Here is a 13,362-nt window from a genome sequence, read left to right on the forward strand (position 1 = left end):
GCTGGGCGGGGGATGTCGGCTCCCGCCGGACTCGTTGCCTCAGAAACGCCCCAGGAACCGCAGGTCACACGGTTCGCGTCCGTGAGGGACATGGGACACGAGGAGCAACTGGCGGACCCCCGAGAGCCGGAGGCCCGCGAACCTGCCGAGCCGCAGGGCAAGGAGGGCCTCGGCTGCCTGCTCGCCGGCCTCGGCGCTGCGGTCGCGCCGCTCGCGTGGGCGCCGAAGGCGTTCATCAGCGTCGAAGGCGGGCTGGAGGGCCATGCCCGCGATCTGAGCGTGCTCTACGTCGACCTCCCGCTCATCGTGCTCGGCGGCGGTCTCGTACCCGCTGTGGCCTGGGCGCTGACCCGGCGGTGGACGCGCCGGCCCTGGGCCCCCGTCCTCGTCGCGGTGGCCGCCCTCGCGCTAGGAGTCGGAGGGCTCCTGGAGTGGTGGACGCCCGAGCACCGGGCGAACCCGGGCGACGGGCCGGGTGTGTGACGCCCGGGTCGGTTTCCCCGCCGTCCCGGGCGGGAGTACGGTGCCGAGAACGGCTGCGGACAGCGGCGGTGGGGGCGCCGGTGCGGGCAGGTCTGGCAGGTGCGCGCCCGTTCGCCGATTCCGGTACGCCTTCGGCCGCCCGGGAATCACGCCCGCCCGGTCGGTTCCGGTACGCGCGCCTTCTCGGCTCGCCCGAGGGTGAACCACACCGCCTTGTGGCCGGGCAGCCGGTCGTCCAGCGACGTGGTGCCCCAGGCGAGCGCCAGGCTCTCCACGATCAACAGGCCGCGCCCACTTGGTCGGTCGGGCCCGGGGTGCCGGGCGGTGAGGGCCTGGACGGCGAGGGGGTCGTAGTCCGCGACGGAGACGGTGACCCGCTTCCGGTTCACCGCCACATGTACTCGAACCAGTGACGAACTGGTGTGCCGGTACGCGTTGGTGACCAACTCCGTGACGCAGAGCCTCGCGTCGTCCACGAGTCCGACGCGCTGCTCCCGCCCCAGCAGCGACGCGACGAACTCCCTCGCGATGCGGGCGGCCGACGCGGTGTTCGGCAGCGTGAGCCGGTAGCGCTCGCCGCCGAGCGGGTCGGGCGGTGCGGGGATCGGGGTGGCGGTGGTCATGTGCGTGCTCCCGTAGCGGTCGGGTGGATGGCGCCTGCACCGGGAGGAGGCCGTGGCGATGGCCGTAATCTGGAGCGCCCTCAAGGCGTGTGTGTACGGCTGCACTTCGGGCTCTTCGACCTGATTGCCGGTGCTGTGAGGAGACACTAGCGCGCGGTCTCACTTGTGCACCCGCATCGGCTCATTAAGTGACCGAATGGATTACGGTGAGGCCGCCAACCAGACTGTGAGTCGACCAGAGGAGAGCGTGATGCCACCGAGAAAGGCGCCCACGGCCCGGCAGTGCCGCGTGGGGATCGAGCTGCGCAAGATGCGTCAGCATGCGGGACTCGCCCTGGCCGAGGCTGCGACCTTGCTCGGTACGGACCGCACCGCCATCAGCAACACGGAATCCGGGCGCTTCGGGGTGAGTGCGGATCGGGTGCGAACGTGGGCCGGCGGCTACGGGTGCCCCGACTCGGCCTACGTGGAGGCCTTGGCCGCCATGGCGGAGGAGCGGGTCAAGGGCTGGTGGGAGGAGTACCGGGGTGAGTTCACCAGTGGAGCGTTGGATCTGGCGGAACTGGAGCATCACGCGGTCGGTATTCGGTCCATGCAGGTGATTTACCAGCCGGGACTGCTGCAGAACGAGGACTACGCCAACGCCGTGTTCGATCAGGCGGTGCCGCAGCTGATCCCGGCTCGTCGGCGTCGGCTGATTTCGCATCGATTGAGGCGCCGAGACGTCCTCGATCGGGTCGACGCGCCCGTGTGTACGTTCCTGATCCACGAAACCGCGCTCCGGATGGTGTTCGGTAACTCCCGGGTGGCTCGCGGGCAGCTCGATCATCTGCTCAGGGAGTCGGAGCGGGAGAACGTCGTGGTCAAGGTGGTTCCCTTCGCTGCGGGCGGCTTCCCGGAGACCGGCAGCGCGACGCAATATGTCTACGGCCCGGTCCCACAGCTGGATACCGTGCAGATGGATACGGCGACCGGACCTGCATTCCTGGATGCCGAGACCCGCCTCGTCAACTATCGGGCCGCACTGGACCGGGTGGAGGAGCTGTCGCTCGGCCGAGGGGAGTCCAGGGACTTCATTCGAAAGGTCGCACAACAAGTGTGAAGGCGTGAGAACCATGGAAATTCAGTGGCGCAAGTCCTCCAAGTCGTCTGCCCCCGAGGGCAACAACTGCCTGGAGCTGGCCGAGTACGACGGTGAGATCCTGCTGCGTGAGAGCGACAACCCGGACGTGGTCGTCCGGACGACGCGCGTGAAACTCCGGGCCTTCCTGGGTGGCGTCAAGGAAGGCGAGTTCGACGACCTGGCGTGAGCGTCTCCGGTCTCACAGCGGTACGCGCTTCGGGCGGCCCTCACCGGCGCAGGTGAGGGCCGCTTTCGATTTTAGTACTACATGTATGGAGTCGTTGGGTTCACTCGTTAGACGTCAAACTCTTGATACGGGAGTGCGTCAGGCGCTAGCTTCGTCACGCTCGACCGCCGCCCGTGCGGAGGTCAACTCCCGCAGCAACTGCGCCTGTTGGGGGAGATGGGCCCGTGCGCCCTCGCTCTGCGGCTCGTCACGCCGGCTGCGGGCGGGGGCGTTCTCGGCGCTGAACCAGGAGGCCACCCCGTGCACGACTCGCTCCCGCCGACCGCGACGCCCCCGAACCTCTTCCGCTGCGAACGGGTCACCTACCACTCGGTCGAAGCCGATCGGATCGTGGACGCGGCGCACTGCACCACCGACACGCCTCTGGAAGCGATTCGTTGGGTCCAGGGGCAGGTGCGTGCCTTCGTCGCGCAACTCCCTCGCGGTGAAGCGGCGCAGGCCCGGCGCTGGGACGAGGGTGGCGGCTGCATCGGGGCGCTCGCCGCGCTCCACCGGGGCGAGGCGTGCGGGTTCGCCCTCCGGCACGGGGACTTCTGGAGCGAGTGGAACTTACGCCCCTCGGGTGAAGCGGACGTGTTCTCCGACCGGGCCGAGGGTCTCGGGTCGCGGTGCCAGGGCATGGAGTTGTTCCTCCGGATGCCCGACGACTTCGGCCTCCCCGGCCAACCCTGAACCACCGGGCTGCGGTTCGCCGCCCCGGGGCGAGTCAGGGGCGCGTCAACGTAACGGTCCGACCCGTCAGAGGTGCGTCAAGGCCGCACGTCCAGGGAGTCGGGCGTCCCTAACGTCGACCCGGGAGAGCCGGGAGCGAACCGATGGCACGGAGCCGACGTGGCCACGGCGCGGCTCTCCACGGGGCGGGGTGGTGCGCGCGACCCGGGACGTGTCCAGGACGCGTGGTGCCGCGCGGTCGCCCGGCTCGTCCACCCGGGCCGACCGGTGCCGGTGCGGGCCCGTCGCCTCCCCTCCCGGGACAGCGACGGCCGAACGCGCCGTCGCCCGCGACCAGACGAGAGTCAGGGACCCTGGTGCATTCGTACGAGACACCCTCCGAGAAATCCGATCGGACCCCATCGCCGCGCCCGCCGCGCCACCGCGCCGGGCCGGGTACCGCACTCACCGCCACGACCGCCGCGTCGGTACTCGACCTCCAGCGACTGGCGGGCAACGCCGCGGTGACCCGGATGCTGGGAGGGGGACACGAGCACGGCGCCGGATGCCACCACGGCACACCGGTGCAGCGGTCGTCGGTGCTCGACGTGCTCCGGACACCCGGCACCCCGGTCCAGCGGGTTCCCGCGCGCGACGAGGAGGGCGGGGGAGCGCGAACAGGCGAGAACGAGTCGATGAAACGCCTGTACGAACTGGCCGCCAACGTGATTCCCGAGTCCGTTCCGCTCATCGTCCAGGGGATCGGCAACGCGATGGGGGACCAGGGCACCAAGGTCTATGCGAGCGGGGTCGCGCTGAACGGCGCCGTAGGGCTGAGCGAGATCGTCAGAGCGGGCCTCCGCCTCCGACAGGACCGGCGGCACGTTCCCAGCATGCTTCGCGTCGTGTTCGGCTTGCTGAACCTGGGCAGTGCGGCCACGTACGGAGTCAGCCAGCTCCTCGGAAAGGAAGCGAAGACCATCGCCTCCGCGACGGGTGCCATCGTGCAGGGCCTGTCCTACGTCGGCATCATCGTGACCCACACGCACATCGTCGTGGAGGACGCCGTGAAACTCGAGCGGTCCAGGGCGGAGGAAGCGGTTGGCATCTCCTCGGCCGTCTCCTCGCATTCGGGGCAGAACGTGCCACGCCGGAGAAGGGTCCCTTCCTCCGCCACGCCCCCGCGCCCCTCCGTGGCTCCGCAGCTTCCGATGCCGGACTTCGGGGAGCCCGGCCTCGGCCTCGGCTGACGCACTCGGGGCCGTCCGCTGATCCGGCGGGAACCCACTCACGCGTGAGCGCCGGAGAGGGCCTGGAGCCCCAGGAAGAACCGGGCCCCCTGGGGGCAATCGCTTCCGCGTGCCGCACGGCCGCCCCGCCGTCCCCCGCCCCTCAGCCGATCTCCGGCGGCGGCGTGGGCGCCCCCGGCAGCCGGACGACCGCCTCCGTGCCGTCGCCGTCCGCCGCCGGACGCAGGGACACCTCGCCGCCGGACTGCTGGACGGAGCGGGCGACGATCGACAACCCGAGTCCGGAGCCGGGGAGTTGGCGCGCGGAGGGGGAGCGCCAGAAGCGGTCGAAGACGTGCGGGAGGTCGTCGGCGGGGATGCCGGGGCCGTGGTCGCGTACCTTCAACTCGCCCCGACTCAGGGTGACTTCGATGGTGCCGCGCGCCGGGCTGAACTTCACCGCGTTGTCCAGGATGTTGACGATCGCCCGCTGGAGCGCGGCCGGTTCGCCGCGTACGTACCAGGGGGCCAGTTCGGCGGTGATGGTCAGCTCGGGGCCGCGCAGCCGGGCGCGTTGCAGGGCGGTACGGGTGATGTCGTGCAGGCCCACCACCTCCAGCGGGCCGGGCTGGGCGGCGTCCGGGCGGGCGAGTTCCTGGAGGTCGCCGATGAGCGCGGCCAGCTCCGTCATCTGCGCGGTGACCGACGCCATCAGGGCCTTCCGGTCGGCCGGCGGGATGGCCCGGCCGGTCTCCTCGCTGCGGGCCAGCAGCTCGATGTTGGTGCGGAGCGAGGTCAGCGGGGTGCGCAGCTCGTGCCCGGCGTCGGCGATCAGCTGGGACTGGCGGTCGCGGGAGGTCGCGAGCGATGCGGTCATCGAGTTGAAGGAGCGCGACAGCCGGGCGATCTCGTCCTCGCCCTCCACCGGGATGCGGACGGTCAGGTCCTCGGTGCGGGCGACGTGCTCGACGGCCAGGGTCAGTTCGTCCACCGGGCGCAGCCCGGATCGCGCGATCCACATGCCGGCCGCCCCGGCGGCGACGACGCCGATCCCGGAGACGGCGAGGAGCAGCCAGGCGAGGGCGGAGAGCGGGTCCGTCACCTCGCTCATCGGGCGGCCGATGGTGACGGCGGTGTCGGTGGGGGGCTGGGTGAGCAGGTGGTAGGTGTAGACCCGCATCCGTACGCCGTTCTCGGCGGTCTCGGTGTGCAGGGCGTAGCGCTCCCGGCCTTCGGCCACCGCGATGTCGGCTTCGGTCACCGGGATCTCGGAGTCCTCGTCGATGGAGCAGACGGTGCCGCTCGAATCGATGACCTGGAAGGCGATCCCTCCCACAGCGGGCGTCATCTGCTGCTGCTGCTTGCCGCCGGCGCAGGAGTCGAGCAGGGGGCGCACGTCGCTCAGCCGGGAGCTGCGCAGCGAGTCGTCCATGCGGTGTTCCAGCTGCTGCTTGGTCACGAACCAGCAGGCCAAGGCGACCGCCGCCACCGCGACGGCCACCGCGAGGGCGACCAGCAGCGCGAGGCGGGAGCGGAGGGGCAGGGTGCGGAGCCGGCGCACCAGGCGCCTCACCCCTCACCGCCGGAACGCAGGGCGTACCCCACCCCGCGCACCGTGTGCACGAGGCGGGGTTCGCCGCCGGCCTCGGTCTTGCGGCGCAGGTACATCACGTACACGTCCAGGGAGTTGGAGCTCGGTTCGAAGTCGAAGCCCCAGACGGCCTTGAGGATCTGTTCGCGGGTGAGGACCTGGCGCGGGTGCGCGAGGAACATCTCCAGCAGGGTGAACTCGGTACGGGTCAGCTCGACGGGGCGGCTGCCCCGGGTGACCTCGCGGGTGGCGAGGTCCATGCGCAGGTCGGCGAAGGAGAGCACGTCGTCGTCGGTGATGTCGGCGCTCGCCGCCGCCGCGTAGGAGCTGCGGCGCAGCAGGGCGCGGATGCGGGCGAACAGCTCGTCCAGCTCGAAGGGCTTGACGAGGTAGTCGTCGGCGCCCGCGTCGAGGCCGGTGACCCTGTCCCCCACGGTGTCGCGGGCGGTGAGCATGAGGATGGGCGTGGTGGTCCCGGTGGCCCGGATGCGGCGTGCGGCGGTGAGGCCGTCCATCCGGGGCATCTGGATGTCCAGCACGATGAGGTCGGGGTGGTACGCCTCGGCCTTGGTCAGGGCGTCGTAGCCGTCGACCGCGACCTCGGTGGCGTACCCCTCGAACGCGAGGCTCCGCTGGAGCGCCTCGCGTACGGCGGGTTCGTCGTCGACGATCAGGATGCGCTGCGGATCGTCTTCGGCGGGGCTCATCGCTCGGCGTCCTCTTCTCGTCTCGGCTGCGTGAAACAGCTGCGGATGGTCTCAGCCTCGCACGCCGGGCGGGCCGAACGGCGATTCAGCGGGTGGTCAGGAGCCGTCGCCGGAGCGCAGGGTCTCCAGGTCCGCCTTGACCGTGTTGACGGGGATGGCGAAGCCGAGGCCGACGCTTCCGGCGCTGGAGCTGCTGGTGCTGCTGGAGGAGCTGGGTGAGTACATCGCGGAGTTGATGCCGATGATCTGGCCGCTCATGTTGATCAGCGCGCCGCCGGAGTTGCCCGGGTTGAGCGAGGCGTCGGTCTGCAGGGCCTTGTAGGTGGTGGTGGAGGAGCCGGTGTCGCCGTTGAACTGCTGGCCGCCGAACTCGAACGGCCACTGCTGCTCGCCGCTGCCGCCCTGGCCCTCGCTGCCGTAGCCGCCGAAGCCGCCGGACCCGTCGGTGCTGCTCGAACCGCTGGAGTCGCTCTCCTCCTTCGCGACCGTGACGTCCCGGTCCAGCGCGGAGATGATGCCGCTGGTGACGGTTCCGGTGAGGCCCTCCGGGGAGCCGATCGCCACGACCTGGTCGCCGACCGCGATGTTCGAGGAGTCGCCGAGGGTGGCCGTCTTCAGGCCGCTCGCGTTCTCCAGCTTGATGAGGGCCAGGTCCTTGTCCGCGTCGGTGCCGACCACGTCCGCGGTGTAGGTCTTGCCGGTGGAGAGAGTCACCTTGATCTGGGAGGCGCCGGTGATCACGTGGTTGTTGGTGACGATCTCGCCGTCCGAGGTGATGACCACGCCGGAGCCGGTGGAGTCGCCCGCGGTGGAGGTGGCGCCGATCTCGACGATCGCGGGGGAGACGGCCGCCGCGACCCCGGCGACGGTGCCCGCGCTGCCGGCCGAGACGGTGGTGCCGCTGACGACGCTGCTCGCGCTGGTGCCGCCGGAGCCGTTGTCCGAGAGGTCGCCGACCAGGGCGGCGGTGCCGCCGCCGATCGCCGCCGCAGCGATGGCGACCGCCGCGAGCAGCGCGTAGGGCCGCTTCACCTTCCGCGCGGGCTCCTGGGGGAGCGGCGCGGGGGCGGGGTACCCGGCGTACTCGGGGAAGTCCGAGAAGCCGCCGCCGCCCGCGCCGCCCGGCCACACCGTGGTCTGCGGGTCAACGGCGACCGGCTGGGCCGGCTCGTACGCCGGGGGCGGCGGGTACGCGCCGGCGGGGGCCGGCTGCTGCGGTGCGGGGTGCGACTCGGTGCCGTACGAGTCGTTGCCGTACGTGGGATACGTCGGGTACTCGCCGCTCGGGCGGGGGCTCTCAGTCATGAGGAAAGCGTGTCCGCGGAACATGAGAAGAGCCTGAGCCCCCGCTGAGAAGCCGGGCAGAACCTCGCGGCGCCCGTTCCCGCGGGCGGTCGCGGTCCCCCCGCCGGTTCACGGGCCCGGCCGGAGGGGCGTCGGACCGCTGGCGCCGGGGAGGGCCGTGGCGCTCACCCGCCCGGCGATTTCGTGTGCGTGACCGGGTACGGACGGCGTCGGGAAGGGGCGTTCGTCGGCGTCCCCCGCGAGCCGGGTCCGTGCCCGTGCCACGTAGGCTGCTGCCGTCCGGCCGACGCGGGGGAGTGGGGGAGCGGGCCGATGAGCGGTACGAGGGATGTGTTCCAGCCCCTTCGGGCGCTGGATCCGCAGGTCGTCGGTGGTTACCGGCTCGTCGCCCGGCTGGGTGCCGGTGGCATGGGCCGGGTCTACCTCGCGTACACCCGGGGCGGGCGGCCGGTGGCGGTCAAGGTCGTACGGCCGGAGCTGGCGGACGACCCCGGTTTCCAGCGGCGGTTCGCCCGGGAGATCAAGGCGGCCCAGCGGGTCCGCGGGGTGTACACCGCCGAGGTGATCGACGCCGACGTGCACGGTGAACCGCCGTGGCTGGCCACGTCGTACGTACCCGGGCCGTCCTTGTCACAGGCCGTGGCCCGGCACGGTCCGCTGTCGGTTCCCGCCGTGCTGTGGCTGATGGCGGGGATGGCGGAGGCGCTGCGGGCCATCCACGCCGAGGGCATCGTGCACCGGGACCTGAAGCCGTCGAACGTGCTGCTGTCCGTCGACGGGCCGCGCGTCATCGATTTCGGCATCGCGACGGCGGCCGACGCGACCGCGTACACGGTCACCGGGCAGGCGGTGGGGACGCCCGCGTACATGGCTCCCGAGCAGGCCTCCGGGGGAGAGGTCACCGGAGCGGCCGACGTCTTCTCCCTCGCGCAGACCGCCGCGTTCGCGGCGTTGGGCGAGCCGCTCTACGGCGAGGGCCAGGGCGTCGACGTGCTGTACAGGATCGTGCACTCCGAGCCCGACCTCTCGTCGCTGCCCGAGTCCCTGCGCCCGCTCTTCGCCCGGTGCCTGTCCGCGGACCCGGCGGACCGGGCCACCCCGGACGAGGTCCTGGACTGGTGCCGGGGGCGGCTGGGGCCGGACGCGGACGGGGGCGGGGCGCCGGCCGTGTGGCGGCGGTTCAGCGAGCAGGACGTCGAACTTCCGCCGCCGCTGCCCGATCCCACTCCGGTGGGGACGCGACTGCAGCCACAGCCATGGACACGAGCGCAGCCGGTGCCACAGGCGCAGCCGCCGCGGTTCCCGTTCGGCCTGCCGGTCCCCCCGGCCGGGGCGGAACCCACGACGACGGCGAAGCGCGGCCGGCGCACCGCTCTGATATCGGCCGTGGCCCTGGCGGGGATCGCGGCGCTGCTCGCGCTGGTCGCCCCGCCGTTCATGGACCTGGTGCGCCAGAGCGTCCACCAGGTCGCCGCCCGCTCGTCGGACTCCACCGGCACGGAGGTCCTGGGCGCCGGCGAAGGCGCGGCCGGCTCTCCGTCGTCCTCCGCCTCGTCCCGGAACCCGAAACCCCAGCCGTACCCCGCGGTCTACCTGGACGCGAAGACCTCGGCCAACCTCGACGACCCGACCGTCAAGGTGGTGGACGGCACCGGGGAACTCCGTTTCGGATGCGAGACGGCCGGTTGTGAACTGGAGAGCGACACGCTCGTGTTCCGGCAGATGGTCAACTTCCGGGACATCACCCTCGACGACTGCCGTTCGGCCGTGAAGGGCCGGAAGGATCACCGCCTCTTCCTCGCCGGCACGGCGGACGGGAGCGAGATCTGCGTCAAGAGCGCCTCGGGGGACATCGGGCTGCTCGTGATCGGGATCAAGGCGACCGCGGTGCCGGAGGCCGGCTTCGTCCAGGCCGACATGACGATCTGGCGAGGAGCGGCGTAGGCCGTCGTGCCGGCGGGCTGGGCCGCTCTTCCCGGCCCGCGACGGAAGGAGCCGGCCCTGCCGGCGGGGTGAGCGTCGACCACTGCACCCGCCTCGGACAGGGCCGCCGTCCGGCTCCTGGCGGAGCTCACGGCAACGGGCTGACGGGACGCGGCGGGCGGCCGGGGCGACCGCGTCGGTCCGCGTTCCTGCGGCCCGCTACGGCGTGTGCGGCGAGGGCTCTCCGCAGCCGCAGGAGCGCCGCACCACCAGCGCGGAGGGGAACTGCTTGAGCCGCTCCCGCCGGGAGCCGGAGACGCGCAGCGAGTCGTCGAGGACCAGGTCCACGGCGGCGCGCGCCATCGCCGGGCGGTCCGAGAAGACCGTGGTCAGCGGCGGGTCGGTGAGCCCGGCTTCCTTGACGTCGTCAAAGCCCGCGACGGCCAGCTCGCCCGGCACGTCGATGCGCAGCTCGCGGGCGGCCCGCAGGACGCCGATGGCCTGGTCGTCGGTGGAGCAGAAGATGGCCGGCGGCCTGTCCGGCCCTGCGAGGAGGCCGAGGGCCACCTGGTAGGCGTCGTAACGGTTGTACGGGGCCTGGAAGAGCCGGCCCTCGGTGGAGCGGCCGGACTCGTGCATCGCCCGGCGCCAGCCCTCGACGTGGTCGGCGACCGGGTCGCCGACGGACGGGGTGGACTCCATGCCGCCGAGGCAGGCGACGTACTCGTAGCCGTGTTCCAGCAGGTGGCGGGTGGCGAGCTGGGCGCCGCCGACGTCGTCGGTGACCACCGCGACGTCGTCGATCGCCTCGGGGCGCTCGTGCAGCAGCACCACCCGGGCGTCCCACGCCTCTATCTCGGCGGCGGCCCGTTCGCTGGGGCCCTGGCTGACCAGGATCAGACCGGAGACCCGCATGCCGAGGAAGGCCCGGAGGTAGTGGACCTCGCGTTCGTCGCGGTAGTCGGAGTTGCCGACGAGGACCATCTTTCCGCGCTCGGCGGCGGCCTGTTCGACGGCGTGCGCCATCTCCGCGAAGAACGCCTGCCGGGCGTCCGGCACGATCATCCCTATGAGGTCGGTCCGCCTCGACGCCATCGCCTGGGCAACCCGGTCGGGCCGGTAGCCCAGCTCCTTGATGGCGGCGAGTACCCGCTCGCGCGTGGCCGGGGCGACCGGCCTGGGTCCGTTGTTGATGACGTAGCTGACGACCGCGGTCGACGTACCCGCCAGTCTTGCCACATCGTCCCGCGTCACCTTGGCCACGCGCGGCAGTCTACGCGGATGGAACTACCTCTTCACAGGTGTGACCACGGGTTCCTCTTCGGTGGCCTCCGCCGGCTCGGAACGCTCCGCCGGACGCTCCGCCGGACGGTCCGCCGGAGTGCCGCCCCGGGACGCCGATTCCTGGGCCGCCGGTTTCCGGTCGCCCTTCTCCGGCGCGACGAACCGGTAACCGACGTTGCGGACGGTGCCGATGAGCGACTCGTGCTCGGGGCCGAGCTTGGCGCGCAGCCGCCGGACGTGGACGTCGACCGTGCGCGTACCGCCGAAGTAGTCGTAACCCCACACCTCTTGGAGCAGCTGGGCGCGGGTGAAGACCCGGCCCGGGTGCTGCGCGAGGTACTTGAGCAGCTCGAACTCCTTGAAGGTCAGGTCGAGGACCCGGCCCTTGAGCTTCGCGCTGTACGTCGCCTCGTCCACGGAGAGATCGCCGTTGCGGATCTCCATGGGGGAGTCGTCGGCGGTGATCTGCTGCCGGCCGGTGGCGAGCCGGAGCCGGGCCTCGACCTCGGCCGGGCCCGCGGTGTCCAGCAGGACGTCGTCGATGCCCCAGTCGGCGGTGACAGCCGCGAGGCCGCCCTCGGTGACGACGAGGATCAGCGGACAGCCCGGCCCGGTGGAGCGGAGCAGCTGGCAGAGGGAGCGGACCTGCGGAAGGTCACGCCTCCCGTCGACCAGGATGACGTCGGCACCGGGGGTGTCGACGAGAGCGGGTCCCTCGGCGGGGGCCACCCGCACGCTGTGGAGCAGAAGACCGAGGGCGGGGAGCACCTCCGTCGACGGTTGAAGGGCATTCGTCAGGAGCAGCAGTGAGCTCATCGCCGCTCACCTGCCTCGGTCGTCGGTCGATCGTGGTGCACGTTTCGCTCGCCCATTACGTCGGTCCTCCTCGTTCCCTGCGAGAGGGGCACTCCCGGGTCGGACCCGGGGGAGATGCGGCACATCACTTCGTACTGCTGAACGGCTGTACGGCTGAGCCTTGCGGCATTCGTCATACAGGTTTTACGGGTGCGGCCCCGCGCCCTGGGGTCGCTGAGCTTGTTGAAACGTCTCCGTAACAACGCGCGGAAAGCACAAAAGGATCCGGGGGCTGCTCTGCCCGGATCCTCTTCGCAGCAGAATAGCCCACATGAGTTCACTCTCCGAGGGTCGATTCGTGAGTTCTTCTGTTCCCTTGATCACGCGAACCCCGCAGTACGCCACATTGCTCACCGATGACGGGGTGCCGGTGGAGGCGGTGTACGAGCCGTGTACGGCAGGTGCCGGGCCGGGCGCCGCAGGGGTCGCGGAGCAGACGGCCATCGTGGTCGCGCACGGCTTCACCGGCTCACTCGACCGGCCCGCCGTCCGGCGCGCCGCGAGGGCGTTCTCGCAGCGTGCGGCCGTGGTGACGTTCTCCTTTCGGGGTCACGGAAACTCCGGCGGAAAGTCCACGGTGGGGGATCGCGAGGTCCTCGACCTGGCCGCAGCGGTGGCCTGGGCGAGGTCTCTGGGACACCGCAGAATCGTTACGGTCGGGTTCTCCATGGGCGGTTCCGTGGTACTCCGGCAGGCCGCTCTGTATACGAAGAAAACCGTAGGGAAAGAGGGGGCCGTTCGGGGGGTGGCGGAATCGTCGGGCCCCGCCCCCGCCCTCGCTCCCGGCTCTGCCCCCGCCCTCGCCGCCGGCTCCGGCTCTGCCGCCGTCCTCGCCGCCGGCTCCGCCCACGTCGACGGAGTGATCTCCGTCAGCTCCCCGGCCCGCTGGTACTACCGGGGCACCGCGTCGATGCGCCGGCTGCACTGGGTGGTCACCCGCCCCACGGGGCGGCTGGTCGGCCGGTACGGGCTGGGCACCCGCATCCACGACGAGGACTGGGACCCCGTGCCGCTCTCCCCGGTGGAGGCGGTCCCGCTGATCGCGCCCGCCCCGCTGCTGGTGGTGCACGGCGACCGCGACCCGTACTTCCCGCTGGACCACCCCCGGATGCTGGCGGACGCGGCGGCCCGGGGTGCCGCCGAACTGTGGCTGGAGCGGGGCATGGGACACGCCGAGAACGCGGCGGACGAGGCACTGCTCGGCCGGATGGCCGACTGGGCCGTCGGCGCGTGACCCATCATGGACAGCGCGCGCGGCACGGCCGGGCGCGAGTTTCCGCGTGACGCATGTGGCCCATGTGATGTGTGTGACGTGTGTGATCGCAACGACGGACGGACGAC

Annotated in this window: 14 protein-coding genes; 7 read left to right on the plus strand and 7 right to left on the minus strand. The window is 71.7% G+C overall.

Annotation, left to right across the window (positions count from 1 at the left end; genetic code table 11):
- Nucleotides 1–81: 81 nt before the first annotated feature.
- Entirely contained in the window at nucleotides 82–483 is a 402-nt protein-coding gene (locus OHT52_RS16090; protein ID WP_328720825.1) for a hypothetical protein, read from the plus strand.
- A gap of 146 nt (nucleotides 484–629) precedes the next feature.
- On the opposite strand, the gene OHT52_RS16095 is transcribed toward OHT52_RS16090, so the two are convergent.
- On the minus strand, nucleotides 630–1,106 hold the full coding sequence (locus OHT52_RS16095; protein WP_328720826.1) for an ATP-binding protein: 477 nt from the start codon (nucleotides 1,104–1,106) through the stop codon (nucleotides 630–632).
- 250 nt (nucleotides 1,107–1,356) lie between these two features.
- Between OHT52_RS16095 and OHT52_RS16100 the strand changes: the two genes are divergently transcribed.
- Entirely contained in the window at nucleotides 1,357–2,208 is an 852-nt protein-coding gene (locus tag OHT52_RS16100; protein ID WP_328723760.1) for a DUF5753 domain-containing protein, read from the plus strand.
- Nucleotides 2,209–2,221: 13 nt separating this feature from the next.
- On the plus strand, nucleotides 2,222–2,416 hold the full coding sequence (locus tag OHT52_RS16105; RefSeq protein WP_328720827.1) for a DUF397 domain-containing protein: 195 nt from the start codon (nucleotides 2,222–2,224) through the stop codon (nucleotides 2,414–2,416).
- A 138-nt stretch (nucleotides 2,417–2,554) separates the two neighbouring features.
- Here the strand turns inward: OHT52_RS16105 and OHT52_RS16110 are convergent, their stop codons facing one another.
- Nucleotides 2,555–2,722: a hypothetical protein gene (locus tag OHT52_RS16110; RefSeq protein ID WP_328720828.1), complete on the minus strand. Its 168-nt coding sequence runs from the start codon at nucleotides 2,720–2,722 to the stop codon at nucleotides 2,555–2,557.
- On the opposite strand from OHT52_RS16110, the gene OHT52_RS16115 reads away from it, so the two are divergent.
- Both OHT52_RS16115 and OHT52_RS16120 read left to right on the plus strand, forming a co-directional pair.
- On the plus strand, nucleotides 2,717–3,148 hold the full coding sequence (locus tag OHT52_RS16115) for a hypothetical protein (protein ID WP_328720829.1): 432 nt from the start codon (nucleotides 2,717–2,719) through the stop codon (nucleotides 3,146–3,148). The two genes, OHT52_RS16110 and OHT52_RS16115, sit on opposite strands and share 6 nt — an antisense overlap.
- Before the next feature lie 356 nt (nucleotides 3,149–3,504).
- The gene (locus tag OHT52_RS16120; RefSeq protein ID WP_328720830.1) at nucleotides 3,505–4,377 is read left to right on the plus strand and encodes a hypothetical protein; all 873 of its coding nucleotides are present in this window, start codon (nucleotides 3,505–3,507) and stop codon (nucleotides 4,375–4,377) included.
- Between the two features lie 142 nt (nucleotides 4,378–4,519).
- On the opposite strand, the gene OHT52_RS16125 is transcribed toward OHT52_RS16120, so the two are convergent.
- From OHT52_RS16125 to OHT52_RS16135, 3 genes are all read right to left on the minus strand, one after another.
- Nucleotides 4,520–5,929, minus strand: coding sequence for a sensor histidine kinase (locus OHT52_RS16125; RefSeq protein ID WP_328720831.1), 1,410 nt, complete (start codon nucleotides 5,927–5,929; stop codon nucleotides 4,520–4,522).
- Complete coding sequence (locus OHT52_RS16130; protein ID WP_328720832.1) at nucleotides 5,926–6,654, minus strand: response regulator transcription factor; 729 nt, start codon at nucleotides 6,652–6,654, stop codon at nucleotides 5,926–5,928. Before OHT52_RS16130 ends, OHT52_RS16125 begins: the two co-directional genes overlap by 4 nt.
- A gap of 96 nt (nucleotides 6,655–6,750) precedes the next feature.
- Nucleotides 6,751–7,959: a S1C family serine protease gene (locus OHT52_RS16135; RefSeq protein WP_328720833.1), complete on the minus strand. Its 1,209-nt coding sequence runs from the start codon at nucleotides 7,957–7,959 to the stop codon at nucleotides 6,751–6,753.
- 312 nt (nucleotides 7,960–8,271) lie between these two features.
- On the opposite strand from OHT52_RS16135, the gene OHT52_RS16140 reads away from it, so the two are divergent.
- Nucleotides 8,272–9,903: a serine/threonine-protein kinase gene (locus tag OHT52_RS16140; protein WP_328720835.1), complete on the plus strand. Its 1,632-nt coding sequence runs from the start codon at nucleotides 8,272–8,274 to the stop codon at nucleotides 9,901–9,903.
- Between the two features lie 198 nt (nucleotides 9,904–10,101).
- Here OHT52_RS16140 and OHT52_RS16145 read toward each other — a convergent pair whose 3' ends face one another.
- Together OHT52_RS16145 and OHT52_RS16150 are read right to left on the minus strand one after the other, a co-directional pair.
- On the minus strand, nucleotides 10,102–11,145 hold the full coding sequence (locus OHT52_RS16145) for a LacI family DNA-binding transcriptional regulator (RefSeq protein WP_328720836.1): 1,044 nt from the start codon (nucleotides 11,143–11,145) through the stop codon (nucleotides 10,102–10,104).
- 24 nt (nucleotides 11,146–11,169) lie between these two features.
- Entirely contained in the window at nucleotides 11,170–11,982 is an 813-nt protein-coding gene (locus OHT52_RS16150; protein WP_328720837.1) for a response regulator transcription factor, read from the minus strand.
- A 310-nt stretch (nucleotides 11,983–12,292) separates the two neighbouring features.
- On the opposite strand from OHT52_RS16150, the gene OHT52_RS16155 reads away from it, so the two are divergent.
- Entirely contained in the window at nucleotides 12,293–13,255 is a 963-nt protein-coding gene (locus OHT52_RS16155) for an alpha/beta hydrolase (protein ID WP_328720839.1), read from the plus strand.
- The last annotated feature ends 107 nt before the right edge of the window (nucleotides 13,256–13,362 follow it).

The sequence above is a fragment of the Streptomyces sp. NBC_00247 genome, from assembly GCF_036188265.1.
In the GTDB taxonomy this organism is placed as follows: Bacteria; Actinomycetota; Actinomycetes; order Streptomycetales; family Streptomycetaceae; genus Streptomyces.